Below are 17,037 nucleotides of genomic sequence, written 5' to 3' on the forward strand. Positions count from 1 at the left end.
CCTTGCATCAGAAGGACCAGGCAATGGCAAATCACAGCCGTGCAGGACAACCTGCACAACAACGCGATTTGATTAACGTCGCTCAACTGACCGCGCAGTACTACGTGCTGAAACCGGTGGTGGGCAACGCAGAACACGCAGTGAAGTTTGGTACATCTGGCCACCGCGGCAGCGCGGCGCGCCACAGCTTTAACGAACCGCACATTCTGGCCATTGCTCAGGCCATCGCGGAAGAGCGCGCCAAAAATGGCGTCACCGGTCCGTGCTATGTAGGGAAAGATACCCACGCCCTGTCTGAACCTGCTTTTATCTCCGTGCTGGAAGTGCTGGCGGCGAACGGCGTAGACGTGATTGTTCAGGAGAACAACGGTTTCACGCCAACGCCTGCGGTGTCTAACGCTATTCTGGTACACAACAAAAAAGGTGGCGCGCAGGCTGACGGCATTGTGATCACCCCGTCCCACAACCCACCGGAAGATGGCGGCATCAAGTACAACCCACCTAACGGTGGCCCGGCGGATACCAACGTCACGAAAGTGGTGGAAGATCGCGCCAACGCGTTACTGGCTAACGGTCTGAACGGCGTGAAGCGTATCTCGCTGGATGAAGCCATGGCCTCCGGCCACGTGAAAGAGCAGGATCTGGTGCAGCCGTTCGTGGAAGGGCTGGCGGATATTGTCGATATGGCCGCTATTCAGAAAGCCGGTCTGAAGCTGGGCGTGGATCCGCTTGGCGGCTCCGGTATTGAATACTGGAAGCGCATTGCCGAGCACTACAAGCTGGATCTGACCATCGTGAACGATCACGTCGATCAGACCTTCCGCTTTATGCACCTGGACAAAGACGGCGCGATCCGTATGGACTGCTCCTCCGAATGCGCAATGGCTGGCCTGCTGGCGCTGCGCGACAAGTTCGATCTGGCGTTTGCCAACGACCCGGACTACGACCGTCACGGTATCGTCACCCCTGCCGGGCTGATGAACCCGAACCACTACCTGGCTGTTGCAATCAATTATCTCTTCCAGCACCGTCCGCAGTGGGGCAAAGAGGTCGCGGTGGGTAAAACGCTGGTCTCTTCCGCTATGATTGACCGTGTGGTCGACGCGCTGGGTCGCAAGCTGGTGGAAGTGCCGGTGGGCTTTAAGTGGTTTGTTGATGGTCTGCACGACGGCAGCTTCGGCTTTGGCGGTGAAGAGAGCGCGGGGGCATCCTTCCTGCGCTTCGACGGCACCCCATGGTCAACCGATAAAGACGGCATCATCATGTGCCTGCTGGCAGCGGAAATCACCGCGGTCACCGGTAAGAACCCGCAGGAACATTACAGCGAGCTGGCGGAACGTTTTGGCGCGCCAAGCTATAACCGTATCCAGGCTGGCGCCACGTCTGCGCAAAAAGCAGCTCTGTCAAAACTCTCTCCGGAGATGGTCAGCGCCAGCACCCTGGCAGGTGACCCGATCACCGCGCGTCTGACGGCGGCGCCGGGTAACGGCGCATCGATCGGCGGCCTGAAAGTGATGACCGAAAACGGCTGGTTCGCCGCGCGTCCATCCGGTACGGAAGATGCGTACAAAATCTATTGCGAAAGCTTCCTCGGCGCTGAGCACCGCCAGCAGATTGAGAAAGAAGCGGTAGAGATTGTCAGCGAAGTGCTGAAAAACGCATAAGTCGTGATCTGGTGCGGGCTGATGCCCTCACCCCGGCCCTCTCCCACCGGGAGAGGGAGAAAACATAAAAAACGGCAACCTCAGGGTTGCCGTTTTGCATTAACCGCGTAGGCCCGGTAAGCGCCAGCGCCACCGGGCTTCTTTTTTAACTATGCTTATTCTTCAGTTCAAACCGTGGTGAGACCAGACCGTACAGCGTCCAGCCCATAAAGGTCACCATCGCCCCATACAGCATCGCTTCCTGACCGGACGAGTAGAGCGCGTAGAAGCTGTAAATCGCCCCAATCAACGCCACGATATTGGCCGCCCGGGCTTTGCGCGGATCCACCTTCGCCACCTTCTGAATAATCACCAGCGCCGCCATCGACAGAATGTACGGAATGATGTTCGTCACCACCGCCAGGTTGACCAGCACGTTAAACTGGCTGTTTAGTGACGGGCTGATGGTCATCAGCGACAAACCGCTCTGGAAAATCACAATCGCCAGCATACCCTGCACCGGCGCATCCGCTTTGGTGACGCGGGAGAAGATTTTCGGGAAATAACCTTCGTCAGCGGAAGATTTGAATACCTGGGCGATGGTGAACTGCCAGCCCAGCAGCGAGCCGCAACAGGACATCACCATCAGTCCCATGATCACTTTCCCTACCTCCGGCGTAAACATCTGCGCAAACGCCAGTCCGAACGGCGCCGTGGAGTTAGCCAGATCCATGTTGGGCACAATTCCCGCAATCACGTTGGTCGAGACGATATAGATTACCGCCGCCCCCAGCGTCCCGCCGAGTACCGCGATCGGCACATTTTTCTCCGGGTTTTCCACCACTTCCGCATTCGCACAGGCTGACTCCAGCCCGAGGAAGGCCCACAGCGTCATGGCGATGGACGATCCCACGGCGGTGAAGAACGGCACATGATGCGGATTCCAGGAGTTGGCGTACAGCGTCGGACTGAACCAGAACCAGCCGATGATGCACAGGCCGACAACCGGGATGATGACGCCCCAGACGGTGATGCTGCTGAGCTGTCCGGTGATGCGCGCGCCGCCAAAGTTGGCGACGGTGCAGATCCACAGCACGCCGATGGTCGCCAGCCCAATTTGCACCGGGGTCAGCGTCGCGCCAAACAGCTCTGTGCCGTAACCGACAGCGGAAATGGCAATCGCCACGTTGGCGATCAGCAGCGACACGCCGTAGGTATAGTTGGCCATAAAGTTGCCGGACTTACCAAACGCATATTCGGCATAGCCACCCATCCCGCCGGACTTGCGGCTGAACATGCCGCACTTGGCAAACGCCCACGCCAGCGCCATTGAACCCACGGCGGTAACAAGCCAGGAGATAATCGAAATCGTCCCCACTTCAGCGAGCTTGGTGGGCAGCATGATGATCCCCGAACCCATCATATTCACCATGGTGAGAATAGTGAGTTGCACCACGCCCATCTTGTTGGCCTTACTCATAATTTTTCTCCTTTCAGCAGCGATGGCTGAGCGGCAGGTTGTTTGATGACGTAGCAGCGCACCTGTTTGCGACCGTCACACTCCTCGACGTAAACCCCCTGTAACTCCGGCGCAAAGCCCGGCAGCAGATTGATCCCGTCTTCCAGCGCGGCGAAATAGCGCAGCACGGAACCGCCCCAGACTTCCCCCGGAACCACGCACAACACCCCCGGTGGGTAAGGCAGCGCGCCTTCCGCGGCGATACGGCCTTCCGCGTCGCGCAGGGACACCAGCTCGACCTCACCGCGCAGATAGGCATAGTTCGCCTCCTGCGGGTTCATCATGACGCGCGGGAAATGAGACTTGCGGAACATCTCTTTCTGCAACTGCTTCACGTTATGGCGGGCGTAGAGGTCATGCATCTCCTGACAAATCTGACGCAGGGTATAATCCGCATAACGTTCCGGATGTTGCTTATAAAGAGAGGGCAGAACCTCTTTCAGCGGCACATCGCTCTGGAGCAGTTTTTCGAAGCGCACCAGCTGGGCGACGAGCTGCTGCAATTTGCCCATGTCCTCCGCCGGGGTGAGCAGGAACAGAATGGAATTCAGATCGCATTTTTCCGGCACGATGCCGTTTTCACGCAGGAAGTTGGCGAGGATGGTCGCAGGCACGCCGAAATCATCGTACTCACCGGTGCGGGCGTTGATGCCCGGCGTAGTCAGCAGCAGTTTGCAGGGATCGATAAAATACTGATGCTCGGCGTATCCCTCAAAGGCGTGCCAGCGTTCGCCCGGAACGAAATGGAAGAAGCGCAGATCGGTAGCAATCTCTGCCGTATCCCAGCTTTCCCATGGACGGCCATCCACCGTCTCCGGCACGAACGGACGAATAAACTGACAGTTCTGAAGGATCAGTTTCCGCGCTTCAATACCCGTCACCACGCAGTCCATCCACATGTTGCGCCCACTTTGCCCCTCGTGCATGCTAGCGTTGATATCCAGGGCGGCAAACAGTGGATAAAACGGGCTGGTGGAGGCGTGCATCATAAAGGCGTTGTTGAGGCGCTTATGCGGGACATAGCGCGGCTGGCCTTTTATGTGGCTGTCCTTCTTATGGATTTGCGAGGTTTGCGAGAAGCCTGCCTGCTGCTTATGCACCGACTGGGTAACCAGAATGCCCGGATCGTTTTCGTTCAGCTCCAGCAGCAGCGGCGAGCAGTCGGCCATCATCGGGATAAACTGCTCGTAACCCACCCAGGCGGAGTCAAACAGAATGTAATCGCACAGATGACCAATCTTATCCACCACCTGACGGGCGTTATAAATGGTACCGTCGTAGGTGCCCAGCTGGATCACCGCCAGACGGAACGGACGTTCATCCCGCGCGCGGCCAGGCGCGACCTCCGACACCAGCTCCCGCAGGTAGCTCTCGTCGAAACAGTGTGCATCAATACCGCCGATAAACCCGTATGGGTTGCGCGCCGTTTCCAGATACACCGGCGTCGCGCCCGCCTGTAACAGCGCCCCGTGGTGATTAGATTTATGGTTATTGCGATCGAACAGCACCAGATCGCCTGGCGTGAGCAGGGCATTGAGCACCACCTTATTGGAAGAGGAGGTGCCGTTCAGCACGAAGTAGGTTTTATCCGCATTAAAGACTTTTGCCGCATGCTGTTGGGCGATGCATGGCGCGCCTTCGTGGATCAGCAGATCGCCCATTGCCACGTCGGCATTGCACAGATCGGCGCGGAAAAGCGTTTCGCCAAAGAAATCGACAAACTGGTTTCCGGCCGGATGGCGGCGGAAGAACTGGCCTCCCTGATGTCCGGGGCAGTCAAACGCGCTGTTCCCCTGCTGGACGTAATCGACCAGCGCGCGGAAGAACGGCGGGCGGAGCTGGGTTTCGTACTTCTGCGCAGCCGCTTCAAGCTGGCGTCCGTAGTACGCATTGCTGGTGTCGGAGTACTCAAAAACGCCGTGAATACGCGACAGAAATTCAGCCGGAACCCTTTCTTCTTTATGCGTGGCAATAAACACCGGAATACCGAATCCCGTGGCTTCTATTTCTTCTATGGCGCCATTGAAAATATCGCTGACGGCCAGAACCACGGCTGCCACATCAATATAATCCGATGCGGTGATATCCACGATGTCGCGCAAAGTGGTAAAGCATTCAGGGCAGGCACGGCTGACGGCAATTTTTAACGTTTTCATCTTTATCTCTTTATTTCAGGCAATATGGGGCCCTCGACTTCTTGCGGTAAAGAAATCGATTATTTCCGGAAAAAAAAGCAAAGCGTGTCCGCTGATACGAAATCAGTTAATTGCTTTTTTGCTGAGTAGAATTCAGTCCGCCCGGTTGCGGAGAATCTGAATCACAAGGAGTGAGCGCAGGTGTTCACAGGCAACAGCCTGTAAAATAGCGTTTTTCAGAATAACCTGTAAGCAGATGCGCCAGAAGTCGAAGGACTACCGGGCGTTAAAGAGATGAAAGTCAAAACAGTTACGGTGGGCAAACATCATGATATGTGTTGTCCGCCTTATATGGGGCATTAAACGATTATTGTTTTCCATGTTCAGTTTCCTTTCAGTAATTGAAAGCATGGTCATTTTATCCAGGAAAAAGGGATTAACTGTGAAACAGATCACCAATAACCGATCATTTCAGAAATAATTAGTCGTTTTGAGTGAATAACGCAGATCAAAATGCTGTTTTGTTGGTATGGTGTTAAATTGATGTTTTATTAGTGTTTAAGGCGGGCGAATATAGCCACGAAAATACTCTCATCGTTATTTTCATGTCTATATTCAGGCTGGTATGTTTTTTATTTAAAATTAAAGTGAATACTTATTCAGATCATAAACCGATATCCGATACCGGTTTCTGTTAATAAATGACGAGGACGCGCGGGATCGGCTTCAAGTTTCTGGCGAAGGTGTCCCATATAAATGCGTAAATAGTGACTATGCTCGACAGCATTCGGTCCCCAGACCTGGCTTAACAGCTGTCGCTGCGTTAACACTTTTCCGTGGTTATTGAGCAGCACGGCCAGCAGACGAAATTCGATAGGCGTAAGGTGGATCTCTTCTTCCCCTCGCACGATGCGGCGGGCAGCAAGATCGACGCGGATATCGCCAAAGGCGTACACCGGATCGGAAGGGGACGTGGCACTGTGTCGACGCAGCGCCACACGAAGCCGGGCCTGTAACTCGCCAATGCCAAACGGTTTGATCAGATAATCATCCGCTCCGGCATCCAGCGCGGCGATTTTATCCGTCTCTTCGGTGCGGGCAGAGAGCACCAGAATGGGCATCTGGCTCCACTGACGCACCTCACGAATAAAATCGATGCCGTCGCCATCCGGAAGTCCCAGATCCAGGATCACCAGATCTGGCTTGCGGGTGGCGGCTTCAATTAACCCCCGTTGAAGCGTACCGGCTTCATGAACGCGCAAACCATCGCCTTCCAGCGCGGTACGCAGAAATCGGCTGATAGCGAGCTCATCTTCAACAATCAGAACGTTAATCACAAATCCTCTGGTAATTCATCAAGTTCTGGTGGGGTTTCAAGAGGAAGTGTAACACAAAAGCGTGCCCCACCTTCCGGGCGGTTCTCTGCAGAAATGGTGCCGCCATGCACGTCGACAATCGCCTGGCAGATCGCCAGCCCCAGCCCAACGCCCGGAATGGCGGATTCCTTATTACCGCGCGCAAATTTTTCGAATATGGCGCGCTCCTGACCGGCCGGAATACCCGGCCCGGTATCCCAGACGTCGAGCCGCAGCACACGTTTATCCACCCTGGCAGCAATCCCCAGCCGGGCCTTTGCCCCGGCGTATTTAGCGGCATTTTCCAGCAGATTAATCAGCACGCGCTCAAACAGCGGGCCATCCACATGGATTAACGTCAGGGGTTCCGGCATGTCCAGCTCGATATGGCGCCCGCCGAGACCCGGCTCCAGCATCTTCAGCGCGCTGCCGACAACCTCCTCAAGGGTGAGCCACTCTTTTTTGAGGTTAAACCCGCCGGACTGAATGCGCGCCATGTCCAGCAGATTGTTCACCAGTCGCGTGGTATTCAGCACATGCTGGCGAATTTCGCTGGCCTGCATCGCGTGCTTTGATCCTTCTGCCGCCAGATCCAGCGTCAGAATTTCGGACTGGCCAAACAGCACGGTAAGCGGGGTCCGCAAATCGTGAGACAGCGCTGCCAGCAGCGAATTGCGAATACTTTCACGCTCGCTTGCCAGCCGCGCCTGCTCTTCGCTGGCGGTGAGCGCCAGCCGTTCAAGGGCGCTGGCGACCAGCAGGGTAAAGGTTTCCAGCAGGCGCTGCTGCTCGGGGATCATCAGCTGACGCAGGTTAGACGGCTCGACGATGACCAGCCCGTGATTTTTATCCGCGCTGCGCAGCGGCAGGATCTGATAAGGCACGCCGGGCAGCGTGTCGGTGCCGGCACCGGCAGGTAAACCCTTATCGAAACTCCAGCGGGCAATCGCTTCATCCCAGGGCGTCATCCCCGAAGGGGAGGTCAGCGGGCGAAGGCGCCCCTGTTCGTCGGGGAGCAAAATCAGGTTACTGGCATGAAAGGTCGAACGGATAAACTGCTCGCTGGTCTGCACGATATCCCGCTGCGTGCGGCCAACCGCCAGCGATTTTGACATTTCATACAGATGGCGCGTGCGCTGCTCGCGATAGCGGGCAATGCGTGCCTGGTAGCGCACGCCTGCCGTCAGATTCCCGATCACCAGCCCGACGGTAAGCATCACGGCAAAGGTCAGAATGTACTGCACGTCCGAGACAGCAAGCGTCCCGCGCGGAGCGATAAAGAAGAGATCGAAGCTGATGACGTTGATCACCGTCGCCAGCACCGACGGCCAGCGGCCATAAAAGAGCGCGACCACAACGACGCCCAGCAGATAAATCATGACCAGATTGGCGGCGTCGAAGGCGATGAGCCACTGGCTGGCAATCACCGTAATCAGGGCGCAGAGGACCACGGCCACCAGGCAGCCGCGGATCTGAATGCGCCATTTATCGCCAAAGGTGCGAACGTCCGGCGTGCGGTTGGGCAGAGGGGCGGGCTTGTCATCCAGCGCGACGATGACTAAATCAAGATCCGGCGCGCGGCGGGCCAGCCTGTCGGCAAAAGATTCGCGACTAAACCAGCGGCGGTGCTGGCGACGTCCAATCACAATCTTGCCCAGGTTGTGCTCGCGCGCGTAGCGCAGAATGGCTTTATCTTCCTGCGGTTCGGAAAGGGTTGCGGTTTCGGCGCCCAGCTCCTGCGCCAGCCGCAGTGCGCTCAAAATGGCGCGACGCTGATTTTCCGGCAGGCCATGCAGCTGCGGCGTTTCGACGTAGACCGCATGCCAGACGCTGCCAAACTTCGCTGCAAGCCGGGCGGCGGTGCGAACCAGTTTTTCGTTGCCACTGCCGTGACCAATGCATAACAGAATGGCGTCCCGCGTGTGCCAGACGCGCTCCTGCCCCTGAAGGTCCCGCCAGGCGCGCATCTGGTCATCAACGCGATCGGCGGTGCGGCGCAGGGCCAGCTCGCGCAGGGCAATCAGGTTTCCTTTGCGGAAAAAATGTTCGATGGCGCGTTCAGCCTGGCCAGCAATATACACTTTGCCTTCGTGCAGGCGCTGGCGCAGATCGTCCGGCGGCAGGTCAACCAGTACGACTTCATCGGCAGAATCAAAAAACGGATCGGGGACGGTTTCCCGCACCTGGATACCGGTTACGCCGCTCACTACGTCGTTCAGGCTTTCCAGATGCTGAACATTCACCGTGGTGAAGACGTCGATGCCAGCCTCAAGCAGCTCCTCAACATCCTGCCAGCGCTTCGGATGGCGCGAGCCTGGCGCGTTGCTGTGCGCCAGTTCGTCCATCAGGATCAGGGCAGGGCGGCGGGCGAGGGCGGCATCAAGATCAAACTCCGTGACCAGCCGCCCGCGATGGCTGATACGCTGGGGCGGCTGCGTCGCCAGCCCCGTCAGCAGCGCAGCCGTCTCTTTGCGACCGTGGGTTTCCACCACGCCGATGAGAATATCAAGCCCCTGCGCCCGAAGCCGCTGGGCTTCCGTCAGCATGGCGAAGGTTTTCCCGACGCCCGCGCAGGCGCCGAAGAAAATTTTCAGCTTGCCGCGATGGGCTTCAGCCGTCTGTTCAAGCAGCCTGTCCGGATCCGGGCGCATAGGCTCGTCGGTCATTTAGTTCTTCCTTAGCGCATCCAGCGCCAGATTCAGCTCAACAATGTTCACTACCGGCATGCCGATGAAGCTGACCAGCGGCTTTTGCGTATGTTCTGCGACCAGCTGGCTCACCTGATCGACGGTCAGCTGACGGGCGGCGGCCACGCGTGGGGTCTGCCAGACCACCGCGTCCGGCGTCAGGCTGTAATCCAGCCCGCTCGCGGAGGCGGTGACCAGCTCAACCGGCACCTCACGGCTGGCCTGCGGATTCGCGGCGCGCAGGGCGGCAACGCGTTCAGCAACGGCTTTATCCAGGTCAGGGTTACTGCCCGCCAGATTGCTGCCGCCGGAGGCCATTGGATTATACGGGCTTTCGGCAGTGGCGGAAGGGCGTCCCTGGAAGTAGCGCGGGTCCGTAAAGTTCTGCCCAATCAGCCGCGAGCCGCGGTTTTCACCGTTCTGGATAATCAGCGAGCCGTTGGCCTGATCCTCAAACCACCACTGGCCCAGCGCGGTAGTCATCAGCGGGTAAAGCCCGCCGGTAATCAGAGACAGCAGAATAAACAACAGTATAGCGGGACGTAACATCGTCATTGGATCCACCTTTTAAACCAGCCCGAACAGCGTTAACAACATGTCGATAACCTTGATCCCAATAAAGGGCACCACCAGCCCACCCAGACCGTAAATCCACAGGTTACGGCGCAGCATGGCGGCGGCCGTCAGCGGCTTATAGCTCACCCCTTTCAGCGCCAGCGGAATAAGAAAGACAATAATCAGCGCGTTGAAGATCACCGCGCTCAAAATGGCTGAGGCCGGAGAGTGCAGGTGCATCACGTTCAGGGCATTCAGCTGCGGGTAGGTTGCCGCAAACGCCGCCGGAATGATGGCGAAATACTTCGCCACGTCGTTGGCGATACTGAACGTGGTCAGCGAGCCGCGCGTCATCAGCATCTGCTTCCCGATATGCACCACTTCGATCAGCTTGGTCGGATTCGAGTCGAGATCCACCATGTTGCCCGCCTCTTTTGCCGCCTGGGTACCGGAGTTCATTGCCACCGCCACGTCGGCCTGCGCCAGCGCCGGGGCGTCGTTGGTGCCGTCGCCGGTCATCGCCACCAGACGGCCTTCCGCCTGATACTGGCGAATGAGCGCCAGCTTCGCTTCCGGCGTCGCTTCGGAAAGGAAATCATCCACGCCCGCTTCGGCGGCAATGGCCGCCGCAGTCAGACGGTTATCCCCGGTGATCATCACCGTTTTGATCCCCATCTTACGCATCTGGGCGAAACGCTCTTTAATACCGCCTTTAACGATATCCTTCAGGGCGATCACCCCCAGAACGCTTGCACCTTCCGCCACCACCAGCGGGGTTGCCCCCTGACGCGCCACGCTTTCCACCAGATGGTCGACTTCCGGGGGGAAGTGTCCATTATTGGCTTCAATATGACGGCGAATCGCATCAACGGACCCTTTACGGATCATCCGGTCCTGAATGTTAATGCCGCTCATGCGGGTTTGCGCTGTAAAGGGAACGAACGTGGCGTGCAGGCTCTGAACGTCGCGCTGGCGCAGGTTAAAGCGCTGCTTGGCGAGGATCACGATACTGCGGCCTTCCGGCGTTTCATCGGCCAGCGAGGAAAGCTGCGCCGCGTCAGCCAGCGTTTTTTCATCCACGCCGGGAGCAGGTAGAAAGTCAGAGGCCTGACGATTGCCCAGGGTGATGGTCCCGGTTTTATCCAGCAGCAGTACGTCTACGTCACCCGCCGCTTCAACGGCGCGTCCGCTGGTGGCGATGACGTTCGCGCCCAGCATACGGCTCATCCCCGCCACGCCAATCGCGGAAAGCAGGCCGCCGATAGTGGTGGGGATCAGACAGACCAGCAGGGCGATCAGTACGGTGATGCTGACCGCTGTACCGCCGTAGGCGGAGAAAGGCCACAGGGTCGCCGTTGCCAGCAGGAAGACAATGGTGAGCGCCACCAGCAGAATGGTCAGGGCGATCTCGTTCGGCGTTTTACGACGCTGTGCGCCTTCCACCATGGCGATCATCCGGTCGAGGAAGGTTTCGCCCGGGTTAACGCTGCACTGGATCACCAGCCAGTCGGAAAGAATGCGCGTTCCGCCGGTAACTGAGGCGAAATCTCCGCCCGACTCACGGATCACCGGTGCGGATTCCCCGGTAATGGCGCTTTCGTCTACCGACGCGCCGCCCTCGATCACCTCCCCGTCGCAGGGGATGATGTCGCCAGCTTCCACCAGCACCACGTCACCTTTGCGCAGCTCATCCGCCGGAACGTGGTCCATCTGCGCGCCGTATTTAGGTTCGCGTAATTTGCGCGCAAAGGCGGTTTTTTTTACCCCTTTCAGGCTGTTGGCCTGCGCCTTACTGCGGCCTTCCGCCAGCGCTTCGGCAAAGTTGGCGAACAGCACGGTAAACCACAGCCACAGGCTGATGGCGGCGGTAAAGGTTGCATTCCCTGAAAGGTGTCCCGTTCCCATGGCAATCGCCAGTGCGGTGGTGAGTAAACTTCCAGTCCAGACAATAAACATCACCGGGTTGTGCCACTGCACGCGCGGGCTCAGTTTTTTTACCGCATCCATGAGGGCCTGACGAACTAACGTCGGTTCGAGCAGGGCCAGTTGTTTACGACTCATGACAAATTCTCCGCAAAATCAGCGTAAAGAGAGATATTCCGCAATCGGGCCTAACGCGAGGGCGGGGATAAAGGTCAGGGCGCCCACCAGCAGAACGGTGCCAATCAGCAGGCCGACGAACAGCGCGCCGTGAGTCGGTAACGTACCGGTGGTGGTCGGCTGGATCTTCTTATTCACCAGTGTTCCAGCGATCGCCATGACGGGAATAATCACGCCGAAACGACCGACGAACATGCAGAACGCCAGCAGACAGTTCCAGAACGGCGAGTTGGCACTTAACCCTGCAAAGGCGCTGCCGTTGTTGTTGGCGGCAGACGAAACGGCGTAAAGCACTTCGCTAAAGCCGTGAATGCCCGGGTTAAAGATGCCGCTGCGCCCGGCGTCGGTCATCAGCGCCAGCGCGGTACCGAGCAGCACAAGGGTGGGGGTGACCAGGATCGCCAGTGCGGTTAATTTCATTTCGCGGACGTCGATTTTTTTGCCGAGATACTCCGGCGTGCGGCCGATCATTAGCCCGGCGATAAACACGGCGAGCAGAACGAACAACAGCATGCCGTACAGCCCCGAACCGACCCCACCGAAAACTACCTCGCCAATCTGCATCAGCCACATCGGGATCATGCCGCCGAGCGCGGTGAAAGAGTCATGCATGGCGTTCACCGCCCCGCAGGAGGCCGCCGTGGTGACCACCGCATAGAGGCTGCTGGCAAGAATGCCGAAGCGGCTCTCTTTGCCTTCCAGGTTGATATTGCTGTTAGCCCCCAGCTGCATGAAGTGGCTGTTGCCGTTCCATTCGGCCCACATCACCAGTGCTACGCAGACCACGAAGATCAACGACATCGCCCACAGCAGCGTACGTCCCTGGCGGCGATCGTTAACCACATCGCCAAAGGCGAAGCAGAGCGCGGCGGGGATCAGGAAGATCGCCAGCATCTGTACAAAATTGGTTAATGCCGTTGGGTTTTCAAACGGATGCGATGAGTTGGCGTTGAAGAAGCCGCCGCCGTTGGTGCCCAGCATCTTGATCGCTTCCTGCGACGCCACCGGCCCCATTGGCAGGCGTTCCCTGACCCCTTCAAGCGAGGTGTAAGGGGTATAAGGCAGCAGGTTTTGCAGAGTGCCTTGCTGAATAAAGAACAGGGCAATAATCAGCGCAACAGGCACCAGGATCCAAAGGGTGATGCGCGTGACATCAACCCAGGCGTTGCCGAGGGTGCTGACATTCTGACGGGCAAACGCGCGCGTCAGGGCGAAGATCACCGCGATACCGCTGGCCGCAGAAAGAAAGTTTTGCACGGTTAACCCGGCCATCTGGCTGAAGTAGCTGAGCGTGGTTTCACCGGCGTAAGACTGCCAGTTGGTGTTGGTGACAAAGCTGACCGCCGTGTTCAGCGCCAGATGCCAGGATAAACCCGGTAACTGCTGCGGGTTCAACGGCAGACTGCCCTGGAGCATCAGCAGCGTAAAGAGGGCAATAAGCCCCAGGATATTCAGAAGCAGTATCGCCATCAGGTACTGGCGCCAGTTCATTTCCCGGTCGCTGATACCTGAAATGCGCCAGAGCACGTTTTCAATATTTCGCGTGCCCGGCAATGGCACGTTGTTTATCAGCCGCGCCAGCGCTGTTCCCAGCGGCCTGGCGAGCACAAACAGCACCAGTAAAAAGCTGGCAATAAGCAAAAACGCCTGAGCAGCCATCAGAATGCCTCCGCATTAATCAGGGCATAAATCAAATAACCCAATAACAGGAACACCAGCACGATGCCGGCAATCAGACCTGCACTCACAATCCACCTCCGGGTGACTTTTGTTGTTGTGCTAACGGTAGGATTTACGGCGCAAAGATTTCGCAAAAATCAGAAGGGCAGGTGTAAAAAAAGTATAAAAAAGGGAAAAGACCACAATTTAACTATTGGTAAGTAAACTGTTAACCTTTTTGTAACTTAATTACAGGCGGGAATGTAAATATTCACGAAATGGATGAAAATAAGTGGTCGGATGAGTAGTAAAATTACAAACAAAGCGGTATTATTTTAACCAGGTCACAGATTTCACATTTTCCGGAGACGGTTTCCGGCCAACTACAGGGGAGAAAAATATGGATCTTTATAAAGAGTTTCCGGCTCATATCATTTTCATGCGTCGCACTTTCGCCGTAGTGGCTGGCGTGCTGGCCCTGCCGGTGATGCTGTTCTGGAAAGATCGCGCACGTTTCTACAGTTACCTGCACCGCGTCTGGGCGAAAACCAGCGAGAAGCCGGTGTGGATGGATCAGGCCGAAAAAGCAACCTGCGATTTCTACTGATACGGTGTGACATCGTAGCCATAAAAAAACCGCCTACAGCAAAGTGGCGGTTTTTTTGTCCCTCGGGATTCGCGGTCCGTTGGGTAATCTTGCAGCCCCTACCCGGGATTTTTATCATACCCTTCTTTAAAAAGTTCGCAATCCGCTTCACCTTTATAAATTCCTAATTTTACTGAAATAACTTACTTTTGGCGTTGGTGTTAATTATGATGCCACGTCCCTTTCCGCCATCTCGCAAATGGGCATCGGTCCTGGGAAAGGTGTATCCATAGCCGTAAAGCAGCCCGCCTACCCGGGCTTGTGTCCACCGATTTATCACCGGTGGTGATAGGTGGAGCGGTTAGCAGCAGGGACCGCATAGTGAAACGCTATTTATGCATTGCGTTCATTGTCGCCAGCGTACTCGTTGTAAAGTGTGATAAACCGGATGTGTTTATTGCCTTTACCCCGATAGCGCAGGACAAGTAGCGTTAAGGCCGCCTCGGGCGGCCTTTTTTATTTCATCCCGTCTACACTTCATGGCAAAGTAGTTCAATGCATGCCTTTTTCCTTTTACGGCATGCCCTTACGGACATAATGGACAATTGCCTGGAGTTTTATGCCCACCCATCTGGTTTGGTTTCGCGCGGATTTACGCATTCACGACAACTTCGCTCTCGCGGCGGCCTGCCGCGCTAAAGACGCGAATGTGCTGGCCCTGTTTATCGCCACGCCTGAACAGTGGCGGCAGCATGACATGGCGCCCCGGCAAGCGGCATTACTCAGCGCGTATCTGAATGACCTGCAATATTCACTGGCTGAAAAAGGCATTCCGCTGATCTATAAAGAGGCCCATGATTTTGCCGCGCAGCGCCAGACGGTGCAGGCGATCTGCCAGCAGCACGCAGTAACGCATCTTTATTACAACTATCAGTATGAATTCAACGAGCAACAGCGGGATCGTCAGCTGGAGAAAACCCTTGCGGGCGTGGTCTGTGAAGGCTTTGATGACAGCGTGATGCTCGCCCCTGGCAGCGTAATGACCGGCAGTCACGAGATGTATAAAGTTTTCACGCCGTTTAAAAATGCCTTTATCAAACGCCTGAAAGAGGGGCTGCCTGAGTGCGTTACCGCCCCGGCCGTGAGAGGGGAAACGATAACGGATCTGCCTGAGATCAGGCTGAATTATCCTCAGCAGTCGTTCGATGAAACACTATTCCCCGCCAGCGAGAAAGCGGCCATCGCCCGGTTGCGTCAGTTCTGCGCGCAGGGGGCGGCGGAGTACGAGGCGCGTCGGGATTTTCCAGCGATTGAGGGCACCAGTCGCTTGTCGGCCTGTTTAGCGCTGGGCGCGCTCTCTCCGCGCCAGTGTTTACATCGCCTGCTGGCGGAACAGCCTCAGGCCTTAGACGGGGGGGCGGGCGCAGTGTGGCTGAACGAACTGATCTGGCGTGAGTTTTATCGCCATCTGATGACGTATCATCCTGATTTGTGTAAACATCGGCCCTTTATTCACTGGACCGAACAGGTACAGTGGCAGTCGAATGAGAAGCTGCTTAAGGCATGGCAGCATGGGCTCACCGGCTTCCCGATTGTTGATGCGGCTATGCGGCAGCTCAATGAAACCGGGTGGATGCATAACCGTCTGCGTATGATTACCGCCAGCTTCCTGGTGAAGGATCTGCTTATCGACTGGCGAACCGGAGAGCGTTATTTTATCTCTCAGCTAATCGATGGCGATCTGGCGGCGAATAACGGCGGCTGGCAGTGGGCGGCCTCCACCGGAACGGATGCGGCTCCCTATTTTCGGATCTTCAATCCGACCACGCAGGGGCAACGATTTGATGCCGACGGCGAGTTTATCCGTCGCTGGCTGCCGGAGCTTAAGGATGTCCCCGCCAAAGCCATTCATGAACCCTGGGTATGGGCGGATAAACAGCGTGTTACCCTGAATTATCCCCGTCCCATTGTCGACCATAAACAGGCGCGCGTCGCCACGCTGGCGGCGTACGAAGCCGCCCGAAAAGTTTGAGAGAATGATGATGAAAAACAGTGAACTGGAACGCCTGATTAACGAAAAACTCAATACGGCGTCGTTTAGCGACTACGGCCCGAATGGCTTGCAGGTGGAGGGGCGCGAGACGGTGCAAAAAATCATCACCGGCGTAACGGCAAGCCAGGCGCTGCTGGATGAGGCGGTGCGTCAGGAAGCCGATGCGGTGATTGTCCACCACGGTTATTTCTGGAAAAACGAATCACCGATTATTCGCGGCATGAAGCGCAACCGACTCAAAACGCTGCTGGCGAATGATATCAACCTGTACGGTTATCACCTGCCGCTCGATGCGCATCCTGAGCTGGGGAATAACGTTCAGCTTGCGCAGCTGCTGGGGATTACCGTGATGGGTGAAATTGAACCCCTGGTGCCGTGGGGCGAACTGTCGATGCCAGTTCCGGGTCTGGAGCTGGCATCGTGGATCGAAGCGCGCCTGGGGCGTCGTCCGCTGTGGTGCGGCGACACCGGGCCGGATACCGTGAAGCGCGTGGCATGGTGCACCGGCGGCGGCCAGGGCTTTATTGACAGCGCGGCGCGTTTTGGTGTCGACGCCTTCATTACCGGTGAAGTCTCCGAGCAGACCATTCACTCAGCCCGTGAACAAGGCCTGCATTTTTACGCGGCGGGCCACCACGCCACCGAGCGTGGCGGCATCCGCGCCCTCAGCGAGTGGCTGACGGAAAATACCGATCTGGATGTGACGTTTATTGATATCCCTAATCCGGCCTGATGAGAGGTAGTT

General features: G+C 56.9%; 13 protein-coding genes. 4 read left to right on the plus strand and 9 right to left on the minus strand.

Annotation, left to right across the window (positions count from 1 at the left end; all coding sequences use genetic code 11):
• Positions 1-23: 23 nt before the first annotated feature.
• Positions 24-1,664, plus strand: a complete 1,641-nt coding sequence (gene pgm / locus ACNQ0W_RS06340; protein ID WP_062932193.1) for a phosphoglucomutase (alpha-D-glucose-1,6-bisphosphate-dependent) — start codon at positions 24-26, stop codon at positions 1,662-1,664.
• Positions 1,665-1,809: 145 nt separating this feature from the next.
• Here pgm and potE read toward each other — a convergent pair whose 3' ends face one another.
• The 9 genes from potE to kdpF all read right to left on the minus strand — a co-directional run bounded on the left by potE (position 1,810) and on the right by kdpF (position 13,742).
• Positions 1,810-3,123, minus strand: coding sequence for a putrescine-ornithine antiporter (gene potE / locus ACNQ0W_RS06345; RefSeq protein WP_003858648.1), 1,314 nt, complete (start codon positions 3,121-3,123; stop codon positions 1,810-1,812).
• Positions 3,120-5,318, minus strand: coding sequence for an ornithine decarboxylase SpeF (gene speF / locus ACNQ0W_RS06350; RefSeq protein ID WP_062932192.1), 2,199 nt, complete (start codon positions 5,316-5,318; stop codon positions 3,120-3,122). The genes potE and speF overlap by 4 nt, the downstream gene beginning before the upstream one ends.
• 255 nt (positions 5,319-5,573) lie before the next feature.
• A complete protein-coding gene (speFL, locus tag ACNQ0W_RS06355) occupies positions 5,574-5,678 on the minus strand; it encodes a leader peptide SpeFL (protein WP_003858645.1) in 105 nt (34 codons plus the stop codon).
• A gap of 278 nt (positions 5,679-5,956) precedes the next feature.
• Positions 5,957-6,634 carry a two-component system response regulator KdpE gene (gene kdpE, locus ACNQ0W_RS06360; protein ID WP_003858643.1) on the minus strand — a complete coding sequence of 226 codons (678 nt, stop codon included), beginning with the start codon at positions 6,632-6,634 and terminating at the stop codon, positions 5,957-5,959.
• A complete protein-coding gene (kdpD, locus tag ACNQ0W_RS06365) occupies positions 6,631-9,318 on the minus strand; it encodes a two-component system sensor histidine kinase KdpD (protein ID WP_062932191.1) in 2,688 nt (895 codons plus the stop codon). The genes kdpE and kdpD overlap by 4 nt, the downstream gene beginning before the upstream one ends.
• Positions 9,319-9,894 (minus strand): potassium-transporting ATPase subunit KdpC, encoded by a 576-nt coding sequence (gene kdpC, locus ACNQ0W_RS06370; RefSeq protein ID WP_062932190.1) that lies wholly within the window; start codon positions 9,892-9,894, stop codon positions 9,319-9,321.
• A gap of 12 nt (positions 9,895-9,906) precedes the next feature.
• Positions 9,907-11,955, minus strand: coding sequence for a potassium-transporting ATPase subunit KdpB (gene kdpB / locus ACNQ0W_RS06375; RefSeq protein WP_023296126.1), 2,049 nt, complete (start codon positions 11,953-11,955; stop codon positions 9,907-9,909).
• An 18-nt stretch (positions 11,956-11,973) separates the two neighbouring features.
• Complete coding sequence (gene kdpA, locus ACNQ0W_RS06380) at positions 11,974-13,653, minus strand: potassium-transporting ATPase subunit KdpA (RefSeq protein WP_062932189.1); 1,680 nt, start codon at positions 13,651-13,653, stop codon at positions 11,974-11,976.
• Positions 13,653-13,742 carry a K(+)-transporting ATPase subunit F gene (gene kdpF, locus ACNQ0W_RS06385; protein ID WP_003858638.1) on the minus strand — a complete coding sequence of 30 codons (90 nt, stop codon included), beginning with the start codon at positions 13,740-13,742 and terminating at the stop codon, positions 13,653-13,655. The genes kdpA and kdpF overlap by 1 nt, the downstream gene beginning before the upstream one ends.
• Positions 13,743-14,053: 311 nt before the next feature.
• Here kdpF and ACNQ0W_RS06390 point away from each other — a divergent pair, with 311 nt between their 5' ends.
• The 3 genes from ACNQ0W_RS06390 to ACNQ0W_RS06400 all read left to right on the plus strand — a co-directional run bounded on the left by ACNQ0W_RS06390 (position 14,054) and on the right by ACNQ0W_RS06400 (position 17,025).
• Complete coding sequence (locus ACNQ0W_RS06390; RefSeq protein ID WP_003858637.1) at positions 14,054-14,260, plus strand: YbfA family protein; 207 nt, start codon at positions 14,054-14,056, stop codon at positions 14,258-14,260.
• Positions 14,261-14,858: 598 nt separating this feature from the next.
• Positions 14,859-16,271, plus strand: coding sequence for a deoxyribodipyrimidine photo-lyase (gene phrB / locus ACNQ0W_RS06395; protein WP_062932187.1), 1,413 nt, complete (start codon positions 14,859-14,861; stop codon positions 16,269-16,271).
• A gap of 10 nt (positions 16,272-16,281) precedes the next feature.
• A complete protein-coding gene (locus tag ACNQ0W_RS06400) occupies positions 16,282-17,025 on the plus strand; it encodes a type 2 GTP cyclohydrolase I (RefSeq protein ID WP_003858635.1) in 744 nt (247 codons plus the stop codon).
• Positions 17,026-17,037 lie beyond the last annotated feature (12 nt).

Source organism: Enterobacter cloacae complex sp. 6730903, from assembly GCF_048283985.1.
Classification (GTDB): Bacteria; Pseudomonadota; Gammaproteobacteria; order Enterobacterales; family Enterobacteriaceae; genus Enterobacter; species Enterobacter hormaechei_C.

What these genes read in the sequence shown, in the direction of transcription:
- pgm (WP_062932193.1), top strand. Translation starts at nt 24, where the DNA reads ATGGCAAATCACAGCCGTGCAGGACAACCTGCACAACAACGCGATTTG.
- potE (WP_003858648.1), bottom strand. Translation starts at nt 3,123, where the DNA reads ATGAGTAAGGCCAACAAGATGGGCGTGGTGCAACTCACTATTCTCACC.
- speF (WP_062932192.1), bottom strand. Translation starts at nt 5,318, where the DNA reads ATGAAAACGTTAAAAATTGCCGTCAGCCGTGCCTGCCCTGAATGCTTT.
- speFL (WP_003858645.1), bottom strand. Translation starts at nt 5,678, where the DNA reads ATGGAAAACAATAATCGTTTAATGCCCCATATAAGGCGGACAACACAT.
- kdpD (WP_062932191.1), bottom strand. Translation starts at nt 9,318, where the DNA reads ATGACCGACGAGCCTATGCGCCCGGATCCGGACAGGCTGCTTGAACAG.
- kdpC (WP_062932190.1), bottom strand. Translation starts at nt 9,894, where the DNA reads ATGACGATGTTACGTCCCGCTATACTGTTGTTTATTCTGCTGTCTCTG.
- kdpB (WP_023296126.1), bottom strand. Translation starts at nt 11,955, where the DNA reads ATGAGTCGTAAACAACTGGCCCTGCTCGAACCGACGTTAGTTCGTCAG.
- kdpA (WP_062932189.1), bottom strand. Translation starts at nt 13,653, where the DNA reads ATGGCTGCTCAGGCGTTTTTGCTTATTGCCAGCTTTTTACTGGTGCTG.
- ACNQ0W_RS06390 (WP_003858637.1), top strand. Translation starts at nt 14,054, where the DNA reads ATGGATCTTTATAAAGAGTTTCCGGCTCATATCATTTTCATGCGTCGC.
- phrB (WP_062932187.1), top strand. Translation starts at nt 14,859, where the DNA reads ATGCCCACCCATCTGGTTTGGTTTCGCGCGGATTTACGCATTCACGAC.
- ACNQ0W_RS06400 (WP_003858635.1), top strand. Translation starts at nt 16,282, where the DNA reads ATGAAAAACAGTGAACTGGAACGCCTGATTAACGAAAAACTCAATACG.